Consider the following 16552-nt stretch of genomic DNA (forward strand, 5'->3'; position numbering starts at 1 on the left):
GTCACCGCAGTGACGGACGTTCGCGGCATAGACGACGCCTGGCTTCCTTGAGGTCCTGCAGGGTGAGGTCCTGGGGACTGCCGGGCTCGCGGGAGCGGAAACGCAGTAAATAGGAGGGATGGAACACCGGCATGAAGGCCCGTTGGTCCTGGTCATGCCATTGCCCACGACGTTGACTGATGCCGCTGCGGATCCCCAGCAACGCCCGAAGAGCCGTGGCACCGGCCAGCAGCACCAGCGGCGGTTTGATCAATGTCATTTGCTGCTCAAGCCAAGGCCGGCACTGGTCGATTTCCTGCGCCGTCGGTTTGCGATTTCCCGGCGGCCGGCACTTGATCACATTGCAGATGTAGAGGTCCTGTTCTTCATCCAGTCCGGCTTCAGCGATGAGGCCGCTGAGCAGTTGCCCTGACCGTCCCACGAAGGGCAGGCCGCGGGCGTCCTCCTCAGCCCCCGGGGCTTCACCGATCAGCATCAGGCGTGCCTCGGGATTACCGCGACCCACCACCACCTGTTGGCGTTTCTCCGCCAGCCCGCAGTGGCGGCACTCGGCGCAGCAAAGCTCCAAGGCCTGGAGTTCAGCGGAGATCGGTGATGTCATGGCTTGTCGTGTGTGCCGGGTCGACTGGGAAGCACCAGCAGCAGAAACCGCTGCCCCTCGGGATCCTCCATCCAGCACTCGGCGCCAAACGGCTCCCGCCGCGGAGATTCCGTGCTTCGTCCTCCCAGCGCCATCACCTGCTCCTGCCAGCGGGTCAAGGCCGCCAGCGGATCGGCATCCACTTGTCGCTGCAAACATGGCGCCAGCACGGAGCCTGACGTTGGCCAGGGGCGGCTGCGGGAAGGGGTATAGATCTGCAAAGTGCCGCTTGGCTTCAGCGGCACGATCCAGTGATGGTCGGCCAGTCCCGAGCGAACGCTGGTGTTCAGCAGCTCGGCATAAAACCCGGCCAGTTGGCGTGGCTGTCGGGACGCCAGGATCCAGCTCAGCGACGTCACCTCAGCAGCCATCACACTTCGTTCGTCGGGTTGCATTGTCTCGAAGCCCAAGGTCTCGCTGCGCTCTTGGTGGTCTGGGACACCACATCAGGCAGGATGTTGAAGCTCGTATTTGCGCACCCACCGGAGGGTTGCCGCGCCGATGTCCCGCCCGCCATCCCTGTCCAGCCGAGCAGAAGCCCTGCAGCCTTCGCTCACGCTGGCCATCAGTGCCCGGGCCAAGGCTCTGAAACTGGACGGTCGGGACATCTGCAGTCTGAGTGCCGGTGAGCCTGATTTCGGGACCCCTCACTTCATTGTTGAGGCTTCCATTCAGGCCTTGCGCGACGGCCTCACCCGTTACGGACCCGCTGCCGGAGACCCTGAACTGCGGGAGGCCATTGCCCGCAAGCTCAGCGCTGAGAACGGCATTCCCACCACGGCCGCCGAGGTGATGGTGACCAACGGTGGCAAGCAGGCCATCTACAACCTTTTCCAGATTCTCCTCAACCCCGGCGATGAGGTGATCATTCCTTCGCCCTACTGGCTGAGTTACCCCGAGATGGCACGGCTGGCGCAAGCCCGACCCGTGCCGGTGCCCTCTTCGGCTGAAAGCGGCTTCGCCTTGGATCTTGAAGCCCTTGAAGCGGCGATCACCCCGGCCAGCCGTCTTTTGGTGGTCAATTCACCGGGCAACCCCACCGGCAGGGTGCTCACCCTCGAGGAACTGAAAGCCCTCGCCGAGCTGGTGCGTCGTCATCCGCGCCTGCTGGTGATGGCCGATGAGATCTACGAATACCTCTTGGATGATCGTGTGACCCACCACAGTTTTGCTGCGGTGGCACCTGATCTGAAGGATCGCTGTTTTCTGGTCAATGGTTTTGCCAAGGGCTGGGCCATGACGGGCTGGCGGCTTGGTTACCTCAGCGGCCATGCATCGGTGATCCAGGCGGCGTCGGCTCTGCAGAGTCAGAGCACCAGCAACGTGTGCAGCTTCGCCCAGCGCGGCGCCCTCGCGGCGATCGAGGGTTCACGGACCTGTGTGCAGGAGATGGCGGCGAGTTACAACGCCCGCCGGCGTCTGCTCACTGAGGGCCTGCAGGCCATGCCCGGGATCACGCTGACTCCGCCCAGTGGGGCGTTTTATGCCTTCCCCCAGCTGCCCGAAGGCTGCCCGGATTCGATGACGTTCTGCCAAACCGCTTTGGAGCAGGAGGGTCTGGCCATTGTTCCGGGTGGAGCTTTCGGCGATGACCGCTGCGTTCGGCTGTCCTGTGCTGTCTCGCGTGAGACGATCACAGATGGATTGGCTCGACTCGCACGCCTATTACCTGCAGGCTGAGCGGGCGATCCGTGTTCATTCCTCTTGATTTGCTAATCGATGCCGACACGAGAACGTCGGGCCGTTGCCCTGCTGGCTGTTTTGCTTTGCCAAGGGGTAACGGTCCTTCCCGTGGTTGCTCAACCCACTCTCAAGGTGGGAGCCATCCCTGATCAAAACCCCGAGCGTCTGAATCGTCTGTATGGCCAGCTGGCCGATGAGCTGAGCGAACGCCTCGACGTCAAGGTGCGTTACGTGCCCGTCAGCAACTACCCGGCGGCCGTGAGTGCCTTCCGCAGCGGTGGTTTGGACCTGGCCTGGTTCGGAGGCCTTACCGGCGTGCAGGCGCGTCTGCAGACACCCGGCGCTCAGGTGCTGGCCCAGCGCGACATCGACGCCCGTTTCCGAAGTGTTTTCATCGCCAACACCAATTCTGGTCTGCAGCCCATCACCTCCATCAATGGCCTGACCAGCCTGCGCGGCAAGCGTTTCTCTTTTGGTTCGGAGAGTTCCACCTCAGGCCGGCTGATGCCGCAACATTTTTTGGCCAAAGTGGGGGTGACCCCCAGTCAGTTCAGTGGTGGCCGGGCTGGATTCAGCGGCAGTCACGACGCCACCATCGCCGTGGTGCAGAGCGGTGCCTATGAAGCTGGCGCCCTCAATGAGCAGGTGTGGACCTCGGCGGTGAACGACGGCCGGGTCAACACCGAGAAGGTGGAGGTGATCTGGCGCACCCCGGAATACGTCGATTACCACTGGGTGGTGCGTCCCAATCTGGACCAAAGTTTTGGGGCTGGCTTCACCGGTCGCCTGCGTCAGGCGATCCTGGCGATTCAACCCACCACGCCCCGCCAAACCACGATCTTGGAGCTCTTCGCCGCCAAGCGTTTCATCCCTGCGGAGGCCAGCCAGTACGAACCGATCGAACGGGTGGGCCGCGAACTGGGCAAGATCCGGTGACATCGCTTTTGGAGCTGGAGCAGGTTCAGCTCGCCGGACCCCACGGGGATCGGCTGAGGTCCCTGTCTCTCCAGCTCCAGGCTGGAGACCGGGTCGCCCTGCTCGGTCGCAGTGGTGCGGGCAAGAGTTCCCTGCTAGCCGTGATCAACGGCAGCCTGAGGCCTCAGACCGGTCAGGTGCGCTTCAGGGGAGTGCCGTTGCCAAGTCTGACCCGTCGCCAACGGGCTGAGATCGGCACGCTCTGGCAGGACCTGCGTCTGATCGATGAACTCAGCATTGGTCAGAACGTCAACGCCGGTGCCTTGGCACGTCATCGCCTGGGCTGGGCTCTGGCCAATCTGCTGTTTCGAATTGGCACCGATGCCAGCCGTCACTGCCTGCGGCAGGCCGGACTGGAGGAGGCTCTGCTGGGGGATCAGGCCCTGGATCGTCCTGTGCGGCAGCTCTCGGGTGGTCAACGTCAACGGGTGGCGTTGGCACGTCTGTTCCGCCAACAGCCGGCGTTGATGCTCGCGGATGAACCATTGGCCAGCCTGGATCCGGCCATTGCCGCTGAAGTGCTTGAACGGTTGCTGGCGTGCGACCTGGATGGAGGGCTGTGCAGCGGCGCTGAGGCCGTCGTGGTGTCGTTGCATCGCCCTGAGCTGATCGACCGGTTTGATCGTGTGCTCGGACTCCGCGATGGAGCCCTTGTGATCGATGCATCGGCCGCGATGGTGTCGACCGAAGACCTCAAAGCCCTGTACGCCTCATGATCCGGGCGCTTCGGCCGACGGCCCCGGCCCTGGCCCTGTTGCCGGCTCTGGCACTGGTTCCGGTGCTGATCGTTGTGCTTCAGGCCGTTCATGGCGGCGGTGGCGAGATCTGGGCAGCCTTCTTGATCGGTGCCGTCCGGCCCTCCCTGGATCCAGTCCTGATTGGGTCCTTGCTTAGGGCACTGCAGGTGACCTTGGCCACGGCGCTCACAGGCTGGGGCTGCAGTCTGCTGATCGGCGTGGTTCTGGGGTGCTTGAGTTCAGAGCGTCTCTGGCTCACGTTCCGCTGGCCGGGCTTGCCAGCAGTGCTGTTAAGGCGGCTCCTGGCATTGCCGCGTTCGGTGCATGAACTGATCTGGGGGTTGCTGCTGCTGCAGGTGTTTGGACTGCATCCCTGGGTGGCCGTCGCAGCGATCACCATTCCCTATGCCGCCCTCGTGGCGCGCGTCTGGCGTGATCAGTTGCAGAGCCTGGATTCTTCCAAACTGGAGGCTCTGCTTCAGGCTGGTGCGTCGCCACTCTCGGCCTGTTTCACCGCCTTTGCTCCGGCCATGGGTGGCGTGTTGATGAGCTACGGCGGCTACCGGTTGGAGTGTGCCCTGCGCAGCGCCACGCTGCTGGGGGTGTTTGGTCTTGGTGGACTCGGAACCGATCTTGAGCTCAGTCTCAAATCACTGCGTTTTCACGAGCTCTGGACGGGGCTCTGGCTGCTGGCCCTGGTGAGCATTGCCCTCGAGCAGGGATTGCGCCTGTGGCGACTGCACAGCGGTCAGGCGCGATTGGCGCAGCGGCAGGTGCTGGGTTTTGTTGCGCTGGTGTTGATGGCTGTGATGGTCGGTGGCCTCTGGTTGGCGCACCTGTTCCCTGAGGCCGGCCCTCTCCTCTGGATGCCGGTGATCTGGCCGGATGGCCGCGCTCTGCTGGAGGCCGCGCAGGAGCTGCCTTGGATGCCGATGATCTGGGAAACGCTGTTGCTCACCGTGCTGGCGGCCGGTATCGCCATCGGTTTGCCGCCGCTGGTGCTGCTGCTGTCGACCAGTCGGCTGTGGCGGTCTTGCCTGGGGGCGCTCTGGAGTCTTCTGCGCTTGATCCCACCGCCGCTCACTGTGCTGCTTCTGCTGCTGAGCAACCGCCCGACGCTGGCCATCGGTGCCCTGGCCCTGGGCCTGCACAACGCCGGGGTGATGGGGCGATTGCTGCAGGAGGGATTGGATCAGCAGGACGATGCCGCTCGCATCGCCATGCGCAGCAGCGGTGCATCAACACGGGTCAGTTGGCTGTATGGCGTGCTCAGCCCACGCAGTCCGTCCCACCTCGCCTACGGGGCCTATCGCAGTGATGTGATCCTGCGCGAAACCGTCGTGGTTGGTCTCATCGGTGGCAGTGGACTGGGATGGCAGCTGCTCGAGTCGCTCAGCTCCTTCCATTGGGCTGCCGTCTTACTGCTGCTGGTCAGTTACGCCCTGATCACCCTGTTCGGTGAAGTGCTCAGTGATGGTTCCCGGCAGCACTGGCTGCAAAGCTGAGCCCATCCCTTTAGAGCAGCGACACATCGATGCGGGCTCCCCGGCAACTTGTAGTGATCGGCGACAGCGGGGTTGTCGGCTGGGGGGATCGCGAAGGCGGCGGTTGGTGCGAACGGCTGCGTCGGCACTGGATGGAGCTTCCTGATGCTCCGCTGATCTATGGCCTCGGCGTGCGCGGTGATGGCCTCGAGGCGGTGTCAGCACGCTGGGAGCGGGAATGGACGTGTCGTGGTGAACTGCGGCGTCAACAACCGGAAGCGATCCTGCTGGCGGTGGGTCTCAACGACACCGCGCGAGTCGGTCGTCCCGATGGCCGTCAACCTTTGGATGCTGAGGCGTTTCGCTTCGGGTTTGAACAGCTCCTACGGGCGATTCAGCCGCGGGCTTCGGTGTTTGTGCTGGGACTGACGCCAGTGGATGAACAGGCCATGCCCTTTGCGGGTTGCCTCTGGTACGGCAACCAGGACGTGGCGGTGCACGAAGCCCAGATTGAGGACGCCTGCCTGGAGGTGGACGTGCCTTTCCTGGCTCTGCATGGTGCGATGCGGGCGGATCCCGACTGTCTGCAGTGGATAGAACCCGATGGCATTCATCTCAATGGTTTCGGCCACGCCTGGATTGAACAGCGCGTGCGTGCCTGGGATGCATTGCAACGCTGGGCTGGATTGGAAACACGCACGCAACCCACACCCTGGTGATGGTCGCCAGACTCTGGAGAACTGCTGCTGAACCATGCACCATCCGCTTCGGCTTGTGTTGGCTGCCCTTTTGCTGGCCTGGCTGCAGCCTGCTCGGGCTGAGCAGGGTCTGGTGAATTGCGAAGCCTTCTCCAGTGGATTCACCACGCCGGATGGTTGCATCGATGGATCGCAGCCCAGTTCTGGTCCGATTCCCACGGATCAGCCTGTGGTGGAGGGCATCGCCGATGACTGGCCTGATGGCGAGATCGGTCCTGAGGCCGGCATTGAATTCTGAGCGAAAGGCTTTGTCCTGCCTGCGATCAGCTGGGATTCGCTTAGTTGGCTGATCCTTCCGGGTTGCTGCGTGAGTTGTTGAGGGTGCTGGTCAACGTTCCTAAGGGCCAGCCCAGGTTGCGCAGGTGCCTCACCAGGCTGCGAGAGGCCTGATAGAAGCCCTCTCCGTAGTGATGGCCAAAGCCGATTTCTTTGAGGGTGAGCAGGAGCAGTCGATGCTCTCGCTTGGTGCCCTCGCGGGCTTCCATGAGCTGGAAACCACGCTCCCGAAGTTCCTTGCGGGCTTGGAGGGTGAGGTCGTCGTGGAAGCCCAGTTGCAGCACGTGGTCGACTTCCCTGTAAGCGGTGAAAACCCTGGCGCCGCGGTGGTTTTCCAGAAATTGATAGCGCTCGGTGACGGCGATCATGGCATCCATGCAGGGCGCCAGCAAAGCTTGTTCGATGTTGGCGGGATCAAGCTGATCAAGCTGCGCGCTGTTGAGGGTCATGGTGCAACGTTGGCGGCGGCCAGGCGTTCTTCGCAGGCCCGTTCGTAACTGGTCACAGCGCTGGCAGGGATGGAACCGTTGCTCTTCAGCTGCCGGACGGACAGCTCCACGCATTGGAGAACAACGCTGGTGAGTTCGCGCCCCTCACATTGAGCCCAGCTGCGCAGCAGCACGTGCAGGCTCGGGGGGACCGAAACCGTCAGCTTCACCTGGTTTTCCCGCGCAGGGGCCATTCGGAGCGTTTGCTGTCGGATCGAATCTAGCTTGAAGTGTCTTTAAAGTCACTGTGCAGTATCTGGTGGGTTACTGCGCGGTTGCTTCACGGTGATTGGGTTGGATTTGTGCTGCACTGTTCGCGGTGTCCGTCATCAGCGCCTCCAGGTGATCATGCGGTTGTTGGCGGGGAGCAGGGCGATCTCGCACAGCGTCAGACCCACGGTCGTTGCGTGCTCGATCACGGTCGTTTGGTCCCGCACGCCCCAACGGGAGTCGCGTTGCTGCAACGACGAGTCGAAACTGCGGTTGCTCTCGCTGACGTGGGCGCCATCCACGCAGAAAGGTCCGTACACGCTGAGGGTGTTGCCTGGTTGCAGCAGCTCTGCGGCGTTCTTCAGCAGCGCAAGGGTGCACTCCCAGGGAGCGATGTGCAGCAGGTTGATGCACACGATGGCCTGGGGTGCAGCGCTCAGGTGCTGCCGCCAGTGGTCGTCACGCACGTCGAGGGCCAGTGCAGCTGGCATCGTGTCGTTGAGCCCCTCATGGCGGATCCAGCTGTTAATGCTGCGGCAGTGCTCTGGATCGGGGTCACTGCATTGCCAGGTCAGCGCGGGAAAGCGCTGCTGAAAGGTCACGCCATGCTCCCCCGAGCCGCTGGCCAGTTCCAGCACTAACCCCTGGCTGGGCAAGTGGCGTTCCAGTGCGTCTCCGATGGGAATGCGGTTGCGCTGCGTGGCGGGAAACAGCAAGCGTTGGTCGGCGGCTCCGCCTTTCATCGTTCAGTCGTCACAGCAGCTGCTGCGTCTTTGGCAGCTGTCGGTGAGTCCTTGCAGCCACTGCTGCAGCGCTTTCAGGGCTTCCGGACGGAGCCGGTAATAGACCCAGCGACCGCTTTGGCGATCACTGATCAGGCCAGCTTCTCTGAGCACCTTGAGGTGAAAGGAGAGTCGCGACTGGGACAGCTGCAGGTTGGTGGTGAGATCGCAGACGCAGCGCTCGCCAGCACCCAGCTGCTCAATCACGTTCAGCCGGATCGGGTCCGACAGCCCCTTGAGCATGCCTTGGGCCTGGTGGGCATCCAGTTGCGAAGCAGTTTCCACCGTCGTTGACATGGTCTGTGCTCTGTCAGGTTTCAGCCTAGAGGTGCTGTGCTGGGGCGATGCTCAATGCTCAGGAGGCTTGGTTTGCCCCTGAATCGCTCTCCAGGTAAACGGTCTGGCTTGGGAAGGCGAATTCGATTCCTTGCTGCGCGAACACTTCCATGATGGCCAGGTTGATCGCCTGCTGATTGTTCAAGGCGACGGTGTAATCACGCGTGTCGATGTAATAGGCCAGCTCGAAATTCAGGCTTGAGTCGGCGAATTCCGTGAAGTGACAACGGCCGAAGCTGCTGTGCTCCTGCCGGTCGATGATCTCCTGGATCATTGAGGGAATCGCTTTCATCTGCTCCACGGTGGTGTCGTAGGTGACGCCGATGGAATAGAGCATCCGCCGTTGGGTCATCTCGGCGAAGTTTTGAATTGTGTTTCCCGTGAGTGTGGTGTTGTTGACCACCACCAGCTCGCCGCGGGTGCTGCGCAGATGGGTGGAACGCACGCCGATTTTCTCCACCGTGGCCGACGTTGACCCCGTGCTGATGAACTGCCCGACGGTGAAGGGTTTGTCGAGCAGGATCATCAGGTAGGCGAACAGCTCCTGCGCCGGTTCTTTGAGAGCCAAGCCAATGCCGATGCCGCCGGCGCTAAGCAGGCCCCAGACCACCGTCATTTTCACCCCCAGGCTCTGAAGAAGCACCAGGATGCCCACACTCCACACCAGGGCTCTCAGCAGCGGCAGCAGGCTTTTCAGCAGTTGCTGAAGGTCTTCCCCGCCGGTGCGTCGCGCGGCGCTGGTCAGAAAGCGTGCACCCACCCGATTGGTGAAGCGCACCAGCACAATCGTGATCAGGGCGCGCAGGGCGATGGCATAGGCCGTCTTGATGTTGCTGGGAAGGTTGAGATCAATTTCTGTGAGCACCAGCACAGTGATCAGCCCGATCGGAATCACGGCATCCCCCAGGGCATTGATCAGGAAGTCATCAAAATCGCTGCTGGTTTTCTGCGTCAGCTTGGGAAGCACGCGCCGCAGTAGGTACGACAGCACCAGGGTGATTGCTGCGCCACCAAAGACCGTCCAGAGGAGATGACCCAGGTTCATTGGCGATGCTGCCTATCTGAAAAAAGTCTGCAGCGCTGTGCCGACGCTTGCAAGAGAACTTGCATCAAGTCTGGTTGATCAATCAAGATTGGTTGATCTATGGGGCCGTCGGCCCGACTGATCACCATGCGTATCGGCATCAATGGCTTTGGCCGCATCGGCCGCCTGGTGCTTCGGGCCCTCTGGGGGCGGCCTGGAATCGAGCTGGTGCACGTCAATGATCCCGCTGGCGATGCAGTGACAGCGGCCCACCTGCTCGAGTTCGATTCCGTGCATGGGCGCTGGAATCGAGCCATCACCAGCAGCGCTGATGGCTTCAACGTGGAGGGATCAGCGCTCACTTGGTCGAGCGAAAGCGATCCCACCGCTGTGCCCTGGATCGATCGTGGGGTGGAGATGGTGCTCGAGGCCAGCGGCGTGATCAAAACGCCGCAGACCCTAAACCCCTATTTCGAGCAGGTGGGTTTGAAGCGTGTGGTGGTGGCCTGTCCCGTGAAGGGTGTGGTCGCCGGTGAGGACGCGCTCAACATTGTCTACGGCATCAACCAAAACCTTTATGAACCAGCGCGGCACAAGTTGGTGACCGCTGCCTCCTGCACCACCAACTGCCTGGCGCCGGTGGTGAAGGTGGTGCATGAGAGCTTCGGCATCGACCACGGCCTGATCACAACCATTCACGACATCACCAACACCCAGGTGCCGATCGATGCCTTCAAAAGCGATCTGCGTCGGGCCCGTTCTGGCCTCAGCTCGTTGATCCCCACCACCACCGGCTCGGCCAAGGCGATCGCGATGATCTTCCCTGAGCTGAAGGGCAAGCTCAACGGTCATGCCGTGCGCGTTCCTCTGCTGAATGGATCGCTCACCGATGCGGTGTTCGAGCTCAAGCAGAGCGTCACGGCAGAGCAGGTGAACGCAGCGTTCAAGGCCGCGGCAGACGGTCCGCTCAAGGGAATCCTGGGCTATGAGGAGCGCCCGTTGGTGTCGTGTGACTACACCAACGACAACCGCAGCGCGGTCGTTGACGCCCTCTCGACAATGGTGGTGGACGGCACCCAGCTGAAGGTCTACGCCTGGTATGACAACGAGTGGGGCTACAGCAGCCGCATGGCCGATCTGGTGGCCCATGTGGTGGGGCTGGAGTCATGAAGCTCTCTCCCCTTCAGCAGTACGGCATCGTCACCGCCAACTACTGGGCCTTCACGCTGACCGATGGAGCGCTGCGAATGCTGGTGGTGTTCCATTTCCATCAACTCGGCTACTCCACCCTCGAGATTGCGTTTCTGTTCCTCTTCTACGAATTGTTCGGGGTGATCACCAACCTCTACGGGGGATGGATTGGGGCCCGCTACGGGCTTCGGCTCACCCTCTGGGTGGGCACGCTGCTGCAGGTCCTGGCATTGCTGATGCTGATCCCTGTCGCCGCCAGTTGGCCGAAACTGATCAGCGTGCTCTATGTGATGACCGCTCAGGCCATCAGCGGAATCGCCAAAGACCTCAACAAGATGAGTGCGAAGAGCGCCATCAAGACGGTGGTGCCGGAGACCCCGGACGATCAGCAGCAGGGGCAGAAGCAATTATTCAAGTGGGTGGCAATCCTCACGGGATCCAAGAACGCTCTCAAGGGAGTGGGTTTCTTCCTCGGAGGGGTGCTGCTGACAGCCTTTGGCTTCAATGCTGCCGTGGGCTGGATGGCAGCAGGTCTCGCTCTCGCCTTCCTGCTGACGCTGGTGCTCACGGGAGAGATCGGAAAGATGAAGTCCAAGCCGGCCTTCTCCTCGCTGTTCTCGAAATCCCGGGGCATCAACGTGCTGTCTCTGGCGCGCTTCTTTCTGTTTGGTGCCCGGGATGTGTGGTTTGTGGTGGCCTTGCCGGTGTTTCTCGAGGCTTCCTTGGGCTGGAGCTTCGGGGAGATCGGTGGCTTTCTCGGCCTCTGGGTGATCGGCTACGGCATTGTTCAAGGATCAGCGCCTGGTCTCAGACGTCTGTGGGGGCAGACCACCTCTCCGGGAGTGTCTGCCTTGCAGTTCTGGAGCGTACTGCTCACCGCGATTCCCGCTTTGATCGCTGTGGCGCTGTGGCGTCAGGTGGATGTGTCGCTGGCCATCACGGCTGGCCTCGCCGCCTTCGGAGTGGTGTTCGCCATGAATTCGTCGATTCACTCCTACATGGTGTTGGCCTACACCGATACGGAGAACGTCAGCCTCAATGTGGGCTTCTATTACATGGCCAATGCTGCCGGGCGCCTGGCGGGCACGTTGCTCTCGGGGGCGGTGTTCATGCTTGGTAGAACCGAAGTCGTGGGCATGCAGGCCTGTCTCTGGGCTTCATCCTTGCTGTTGTTGTTGTCGGCACTGACATGTCGGGAGTTGCCGAGGATTCACCCCATCGGCCTCAATTCGGCGTCAGCAACCTGATGCCTGCTTGATTCTTGTTGTGGCACCGTCTCCAACTGGCTTTGGAAGCCTTGTGAGCTGCTCGGCCATGCGCCACTGTGAAATGGCTGGTTGGGTTTGAATCTTGAGTCATGGTGGGCTCCGCAGCTGATGCTCTCAATTGGGTGATCAGTTTTGACGCGATGCGGGTTCGCCGTGAAGTGGACCAGTTGCGTGCTCGCTTTCCAGCCGCCAGCAGCCATGAACTGGCTGAGCAGGCGTTTAGTGACGCAAGACTTCAAGTGATTGCTGCCGGTGCCGTCATGGGGTTGGCGGCCAACCCCGTACTGAGCCTTGCGGGTGCCGTGGCCGATCTCTCTGTGACCACCCGCACGCAGGTGTTTGCAGCCGCCTGCGCTGCGGAGTTGATCCTTCCCGGCTTCCTGGACCGTGACTCGGCTCGGCTCGAGTTGCTGGTGCCTGTGTTTGGCACCAGTGTGCTCAGTCAGCTTGGTGTGGAAGTCGGATTGCGGATGGCTCAAAGTGCCACCCGTCAGGTGGTTCGACAGTTGATCGACCAGGGAGGTCTTCAGTTGATCAATGCAGTGGTGACCAGGGTGTTTGGTCGGCGGGTCACCCAGAGAGCGCTACTCACCAAAACGGTCCCGCTGGTGGGTTGCGTGATCGGCGGTACCTGGAATGCCATCGAAGTGCGGATGATCCGCAACCGGACGCTTCGCTATCTCTCCGATCAGGCCATGGACAGCATTGAACTGGTGGACGTGCAGGTGGTTCAAGCTTGATGCCACTGCCAAAGCCAAAGCCAAGGCCACGTTCTGTTTGGACGCTTTGACGTCACTCTCGATCCCCAGACTGCTGCTGAGCGGGGCCATCCTCAGCGCAACCCTTAGTGCAACTCTCAGTTCAGCAGCCTGGGCTGAGCCCCATCCGCGTCAAGCCGTCATGGTTCTGGCAATCAACAATGGTCAGGGGGTACTCGTCGACCTTGGTGATCAGGGGCGTGCGGTGCGTTTGGCGTGTGTTCAAGCGCCACTGGCTCAGCAGCAGCCGTGGTCTCGCTTGGCGATCCAGCAGTTGCAACGTCTGCTTCCTGTAGGCAGCGAGGTCGTCTTGGAATTGCGCGCCAGGGATGTGTACGGCCGTCTGGTGGCCCGTTTGCTCATGCAGGACAACGATGTTGCTCAGCCTTTGCTCCTTCAAGGAGTCGTCTTCGCCTAAGACGGCTATTTCGGCCGTTGTGATGACCTTCCCTATGTCGCTCTGGAAGCTCAGGCCCAGAACGCGTCCCCTGGAATCTGGGGAGTGTAGGGAGGTTTGGAACGTCCTTGGGATCTGATTGAAGCCGCGGGCGGCATGCTGACGCCCTGATGGATCCTCACAATGGTTGTGATGGGCACAACCAAGTGCATTGCGCTGCTTCTTAATTAGGTGAGAACGTTCAATGCGATGAGCTACGAACCCGGAAGCCTTGAATGCCGTCTGCTGATTGATGCCAAGCAGTACGTCGAAATGGCATTGGGGTCTCTCAACACCCTTCCCCAGAGCGACCATATTCAGCGTCAGTTGAAGTCTGTGCATCAACAGCTTGAAGGCATGCACGATCTCAAGCGCACGATGCCGATCACAACGCCTTGATGAGCGCCCGTCATGGTGCGTGACGGTTGTGTCGAAACACCTCTGGGGTCTCACACAATGAGCTTGGTCATCACAAGGCGATGTTCGAAAACAAGAACCGACCTGCTTGGCTCAATTGGGTGTTTCTAGCCATCTTTCTTTGGTCAAGCTGGCAGCTTGCTGTGGGTTGGTACGCCAAGTTGAACGGCTGATTCGCTTGAGCTTCAAACAACCACCGACTCCGACACATCCACTTGCGGTTGGGTCGTCGGTGGCGCAGCTGGAGAGGTGATTTCCGCTGCTGGTCGGGCCGCCGAGCGGTTGAGTTCCCGTTCCAGAGCTTCAATGCGACGTTCGCGCAGGCAGTGACGGCAGCCGCCCGTGGTTTGCAGATGCTTTTCAGGGGTAATGGTGATTTCCTGAACAGGATGCTTGCGGCACCGAATTTTCACAGGGCTTTTGTAGCTGCGCCACTGAATGCCTGAGTAGTCGAATTGGTCTCCGAAGCGCTGCTTGGCACGCTCCAAGAAAACCTGTTGTGTGATCCTTGCTCCCATCTGTTCAATCTATGAGCTGAATTTGAGGGCAATCCAGGTCTGTTATCCGTCTTCACTCACGCTTCTGCCCGCCACGCGCGAGAGTGCCCGGCGCGACGGGAGTGGTCGGCATGCTCAATGACGATGCTGCTGAGTCCATCAACTGGACGCATCAGCGCACCTGGCTGAATCCCGCCACCAGCCGTACGTGGATGGATCGTTGTGTGCAGCAAATCCCATGGGATCAGCCTCAAGTGCGTGTCTACGGGCGTTGGCACCGGGTGCCCCGGCTCACAGCGTTTCTGGCTGATCACAATGTGGCTTACCGTTACAGCGGAGCGCTGCATCGTGGTGAAGGCTGGCCGGCATGGTTCAAGCCCCTGCTTGAGCAAGTGAGTCAGCGCTGTTCAGCTCCCTTCAACGGCTGTCTGTTCAATCTCTACCGCAACGGTGAAGACCGCATGGGCTGGCATGCGGATGATGAGCCTGAAATTGATGATGACTTTCCGATTGCGTCCTTGTCGCTCGGCGCAACCCGTGATCTGCAATTTCGCCACCGCGTGACTGGCTGTCGCCACGATCTCCCCCTGGCGAATGGCGATCTGCTGCTGATGGATAGCTGCTGTCAGCAGCAGTGGATGCATGGATTACCGATTCGCAAGCGGGTGTGCGAACCGCGTTTGAATCTCACATTCCGGGTGTTCCGCCAAGCGGACGAATCAGCAGGCTCCAGAGCGGCACGCTGATCAACGCCAACACAGTGCTGCGCAGGATCAGTTGCGCCGGTGCTGCCACGTTCACGTGCTCCGACTCCGCCATCAGCAACACCGAAATCGCCGTGGGAGCGGCTGCCTGAAGCACAAGTGCCTGGCGTGCAACGCCGGGAAGTGGAAGCGCCAGGCTGATCAACAGCATGAGCGCTGGAAACAGCAGCAGTTTGCAAATCAGCGGCGTGGTGAGGCTCACGTCGAGGCTCGGGGTGTTCTTTGAGGCAATGCTTCCTAGACGCATGCCTACCACGGCCAAGGCCAGCACGATCACGGCTCGTGAGGGCAGCCACAGTGCATCGCTGATCGCAAGGTGCCAAGGGGTGACCATTACGATCAACGCGCCGATCAGCCCGCGAGTGGCTGGGCTGGCACTGAGGTGTCCGAGCAGGTTTCGCCACCTGCGGTCTGGGCCGCTGGACGCTGGCTTGCGGGTCAGCCAGAGAGGGCCGAGCCCCCAGGCCAGCAGCGTGGCGCCGAAGTCGTAGCCAATGCTGATGGGTAAGGCGTCAGACGGCAGCAGTGCCAGTGCGGCTGGGATGCCGAAGTACGCCGTGTTGCCAATGCAGCTGCCGAGCTGTAACTCGGGATGGGTCAGGGCTACTGAGAAGGGTGTCGCCAACCGCATCAGGGTGAGCATCACCGCGATCACTGTGACGGCCACCATCGCCATGCCCAGCAGTGAGCCGTTCAGGCCGCCATGCAGCAACAGGCCCATCAGACTGACTGGGACGCCGAAGCGCACCAGTGGTGTGGCTAGAGGTGCAATCCACTGGGGTCGCCAGCGGCCGATGAAGGCGCCGCCGATGAGGCAGGGACCCATCTCCCAGAAGAGGTTCAGCACCGCAGACCTTCCAGGACATCCATTTTAAAAAAGCCTGGGTGATGTGCCAAAGTTGTAATCGTCCTTGTTGGAGGAGATGGTTTGGGTGTCGCCGCTCCTAGCTGTCTGATTCCGCAGCATCAACTTCAACTCAGCAACGCCCTTTCGGAGCGTTGCCAGTTGCTTCAGTTCGAGCTGGCCGATCAGGTGGCCACCCTGCCGCTCGGCAATGAACGCTGGTTGCAAACGGAACGGGAACTGGCGGCCGCTGAGCAGGCGTTGGCCCGTCTACGTGGCAATTAGGTCGATTCGGCACCGTAATAGCTGAGCGGAACACCGAACGTCACAACAGCATGGGGATCGCCGGGCAGCAGCGCAACAATGGCCAGCTCGCGGTCGTCATAAGCCTCCTTGGATTTCACCACGAATGAGGCTGCGTCCGTGGCGCTCCACAAGGGAGCCCCACCGCGGCGTTCGTCGCGATACATCTCAAAAACAGTCGCGAACTCCTCGCCGATGTCCGGATCCTTGCGCATGGTGTCCACGGCAGCGTCATCGCTGCTGGATTCCACCAATTTGAAGAGTTGCCGCATCAAGGGGTGATCAATGGTCGTGGAGACCCGCACCACATTGCCGACGCTGCCGACCCCAGTGACATGAAAGGATCGCCGCTCGGTGCGAGCATCGATTACGGCGACGGGCAGATTCAAGTCCCACTGTGGGCGATTGGCCACGTCGCAAGCGAGTTGCTGGAGCGCTTCAGCGTGGTCTTCGCAAAGCTGCTGGACCTGTTGTCTCTGGTCCATGGCCTGTCACTGATGCGGATGGGCAGCGAGCTCAATCGCTCGGCTTCCAGGGAAGCAGAACTCCAAATAAAGGCCTGCAGCGTCTCGCTTGCGACCTTCCTTAATCAGGAACGACACACGGTCTCTCCACCAGGTCGACACCACAGGATCGATTTCATTCGATAGCGGTCCATTCCATGACTTCTTCATGGGGGCG

24 protein-coding genes are annotated in these 16552 nt (G+C 61.2%); 13 read left to right on the forward strand and 11 right to left on the reverse strand.

Annotation, left to right across the window (positions count from 1 at the left end; genetic code table 11):
* Position 1 precedes the first annotated feature (1 nt).
* Positions 2-601 carry a uracil-DNA glycosylase gene (locus SynA1825c_RS06565; RefSeq protein WP_186470824.1) on the reverse strand — a complete coding sequence of 200 codons (600 nt, stop codon included), beginning with the start codon at positions 599-601 and terminating at the stop codon, positions 2-4.
* On the reverse strand, positions 598-1011 hold the full coding sequence (locus SynA1825c_RS06570) for a VOC family protein (RefSeq protein ID WP_186470825.1): 414 nt from the start codon (positions 1009-1011) through the stop codon (positions 598-600). Before SynA1825c_RS06570 ends, SynA1825c_RS06565 begins: the two co-directional genes overlap by 4 nt.
* 130 nt (positions 1012-1141) lie before the next feature.
* Between SynA1825c_RS06570 and SynA1825c_RS06575 the strand changes: the two genes are divergently transcribed.
* Genes SynA1825c_RS06575 through SynA1825c_RS06600 form a run of 6 tightly spaced genes read left to right on the forward strand, consistent with a single transcriptional unit; the run spans position 1142 to position 6515 of the window.
* Complete coding sequence (locus tag SynA1825c_RS06575; protein WP_186470826.1) at positions 1142-2320, forward strand: pyridoxal phosphate-dependent aminotransferase; 1179 nt, start codon at positions 1142-1144, stop codon at positions 2318-2320.
* 39 nt (positions 2321-2359) lie between these two features.
* Positions 2360-3259: a putative selenate ABC transporter substrate-binding protein gene (locus SynA1825c_RS06580; RefSeq protein WP_186470827.1), complete on the forward strand. Its 900-nt coding sequence runs from the start codon at positions 2360-2362 to the stop codon at positions 3257-3259.
* Positions 3256-4014 carry an ATP-binding cassette domain-containing protein gene (locus tag SynA1825c_RS06585; RefSeq protein ID WP_186470828.1) on the forward strand — a complete coding sequence of 253 codons (759 nt, stop codon included), beginning with the start codon at positions 3256-3258 and terminating at the stop codon, positions 4012-4014. The genes SynA1825c_RS06580 and SynA1825c_RS06585 overlap by 4 nt, the downstream gene beginning before the upstream one ends.
* The gene (locus tag SynA1825c_RS06590; RefSeq protein ID WP_370523198.1) at positions 4011-5540 is read left to right on the forward strand and encodes an ABC transporter permease; all 1530 of its coding nucleotides are present in this window, start codon (positions 4011-4013) and stop codon (positions 5538-5540) included. The genes SynA1825c_RS06585 and SynA1825c_RS06590 overlap by 4 nt, the downstream gene beginning before the upstream one ends.
* Before the next feature lie 29 nt (positions 5541-5569).
* Positions 5570-6238: a GDSL-type esterase/lipase family protein gene (locus SynA1825c_RS06595; RefSeq protein WP_186470829.1), complete on the forward strand. Its 669-nt coding sequence runs from the start codon at positions 5570-5572 to the stop codon at positions 6236-6238.
* A gap of 34 nt (positions 6239-6272) precedes the next feature.
* Positions 6273-6515 carry a hypothetical protein gene (locus SynA1825c_RS06600; RefSeq protein ID WP_186470830.1) on the forward strand — a complete coding sequence of 81 codons (243 nt, stop codon included), beginning with the start codon at positions 6273-6275 and terminating at the stop codon, positions 6513-6515.
* 40 nt (positions 6516-6555) lie between these two features.
* Here SynA1825c_RS06600 and SynA1825c_RS06605 read toward each other — a convergent pair whose 3' ends face one another.
* The 5 genes from SynA1825c_RS06605 to SynA1825c_RS06625 all read right to left on the reverse strand — a co-directional run bounded on the left by SynA1825c_RS06605 (position 6556) and on the right by SynA1825c_RS06625 (position 9414).
* On the reverse strand, positions 6556-7002 hold the full coding sequence (locus tag SynA1825c_RS06605; protein ID WP_186470831.1) for a hypothetical protein: 447 nt from the start codon (positions 7000-7002) through the stop codon (positions 6556-6558).
* The gene (locus tag SynA1825c_RS06610; RefSeq protein ID WP_186470832.1) at positions 6999-7235 is read right to left on the reverse strand and encodes a hypothetical protein; all 237 of its coding nucleotides are present in this window, start codon (positions 7233-7235) and stop codon (positions 6999-7001) included. The genes SynA1825c_RS06605 and SynA1825c_RS06610 overlap by 4 nt, the downstream gene beginning before the upstream one ends.
* A gap of 135 nt (positions 7236-7370) precedes the next feature.
* Positions 7371-7994: a DUF938 domain-containing protein gene (locus SynA1825c_RS06615; protein WP_186470833.1), complete on the reverse strand. Its 624-nt coding sequence runs from the start codon at positions 7992-7994 to the stop codon at positions 7371-7373.
* Between the two features lie 3 nt (positions 7995-7997).
* Complete coding sequence (locus tag SynA1825c_RS06620) at positions 7998-8330, reverse strand: helix-turn-helix transcriptional regulator (protein WP_186470834.1); 333 nt, start codon at positions 8328-8330, stop codon at positions 7998-8000.
* 58 nt (positions 8331-8388) lie between these two features.
* Complete coding sequence (locus tag SynA1825c_RS06625) at positions 8389-9414, reverse strand: mechanosensitive ion channel family protein (protein WP_186470835.1); 1026 nt, start codon at positions 9412-9414, stop codon at positions 8389-8391.
* A 126-nt stretch (positions 9415-9540) separates the two neighbouring features.
* On the opposite strand from SynA1825c_RS06625, the gene SynA1825c_RS06630 reads away from it, so the two are divergent.
* The 5 genes from SynA1825c_RS06630 to SynA1825c_RS06650 all read left to right on the forward strand — a co-directional run bounded on the left by SynA1825c_RS06630 (position 9541) and on the right by SynA1825c_RS06650 (position 13445).
* Positions 9541-10563 (forward strand): ArsJ-associated glyceraldehyde-3-phosphate dehydrogenase, encoded by a 1023-nt coding sequence (locus SynA1825c_RS06630; RefSeq protein ID WP_186471068.1) that lies wholly within the window; start codon positions 9541-9543, stop codon positions 10561-10563.
* A complete protein-coding gene (arsJ, locus tag SynA1825c_RS06635) occupies positions 10560-11831 on the forward strand; it encodes an organoarsenical effux MFS transporter ArsJ (protein WP_186470836.1) in 1272 nt (423 codons plus the stop codon). The genes SynA1825c_RS06630 and arsJ overlap by 4 nt, the downstream gene beginning before the upstream one ends.
* A gap of 110 nt (positions 11832-11941) precedes the next feature.
* On the forward strand, positions 11942-12592 hold the full coding sequence (locus tag SynA1825c_RS06640) for a hypothetical protein (RefSeq protein WP_186470837.1): 651 nt from the start codon (positions 11942-11944) through the stop codon (positions 12590-12592).
* Between the two features lie 46 nt (positions 12593-12638).
* A complete protein-coding gene (locus SynA1825c_RS06645; RefSeq protein ID WP_255478475.1) occupies positions 12639-13028 on the forward strand; it encodes a thermonuclease family protein in 390 nt (129 codons plus the stop codon).
* A gap of 228 nt (positions 13029-13256) precedes the next feature.
* On the forward strand, positions 13257-13445 hold the full coding sequence (locus SynA1825c_RS06650) for a hypothetical protein (protein WP_186470838.1): 189 nt from the start codon (positions 13257-13259) through the stop codon (positions 13443-13445).
* Positions 13446-13648: 203 nt separating this feature from the next.
* Here the strand turns inward: SynA1825c_RS06650 and SynA1825c_RS06655 are convergent, their stop codons facing one another.
* Positions 13649-13981: a hypothetical protein gene (locus SynA1825c_RS06655; RefSeq protein WP_255477107.1), complete on the reverse strand. Its 333-nt coding sequence runs from the start codon at positions 13979-13981 to the stop codon at positions 13649-13651.
* A 110-nt stretch (positions 13982-14091) separates the two neighbouring features.
* On the opposite strand from SynA1825c_RS06655, the gene SynA1825c_RS06660 reads away from it, so the two are divergent.
* The gene (locus tag SynA1825c_RS06660; protein WP_186471069.1) at positions 14092-14706 is read left to right on the forward strand and encodes an alpha-ketoglutarate-dependent dioxygenase AlkB; all 615 of its coding nucleotides are present in this window, start codon (positions 14092-14094) and stop codon (positions 14704-14706) included.
* On the opposite strand, the gene SynA1825c_RS06665 is transcribed toward SynA1825c_RS06660, so the two are convergent.
* Positions 14648-15550: an AEC family transporter gene (locus SynA1825c_RS06665; RefSeq protein ID WP_186470839.1), complete on the reverse strand. Its 903-nt coding sequence runs from the start codon at positions 15548-15550 to the stop codon at positions 14648-14650. The genes SynA1825c_RS06660 and SynA1825c_RS06665 overlap by 59 nt on opposite strands.
* A 102-nt stretch (positions 15551-15652) precedes the next feature.
* On the opposite strand from SynA1825c_RS06665, the gene SynA1825c_RS06670 reads away from it, so the two are divergent.
* Complete coding sequence (locus SynA1825c_RS06670; RefSeq protein WP_186470840.1) at positions 15653-15853, forward strand: hypothetical protein; 201 nt, start codon at positions 15653-15655, stop codon at positions 15851-15853.
* On the opposite strand, the gene SynA1825c_RS06675 is transcribed toward SynA1825c_RS06670, so the two are convergent.
* Entirely contained in the window at positions 15850-16356 is a 507-nt protein-coding gene (locus SynA1825c_RS06675) for a hypothetical protein (protein WP_186470841.1), read from the reverse strand. The genes SynA1825c_RS06670 and SynA1825c_RS06675 overlap by 4 nt on opposite strands.
* Positions 16357-16362: 6 nt before the next feature.
* Positions 16363-16545 carry a hypothetical protein gene (locus SynA1825c_RS06680; protein ID WP_186470842.1) on the reverse strand — a complete coding sequence of 61 codons (183 nt, stop codon included), beginning with the start codon at positions 16543-16545 and terminating at the stop codon, positions 16363-16365.
* Positions 16546-16552 lie beyond the last annotated feature (7 nt).

It is taken from the genome of Synechococcus sp. A18-25c, from assembly GCF_014280035.1.
Classification (GTDB): domain Bacteria; phylum Cyanobacteriota; class Cyanobacteriia; order PCC-6307; family Cyanobiaceae; genus Synechococcus_C.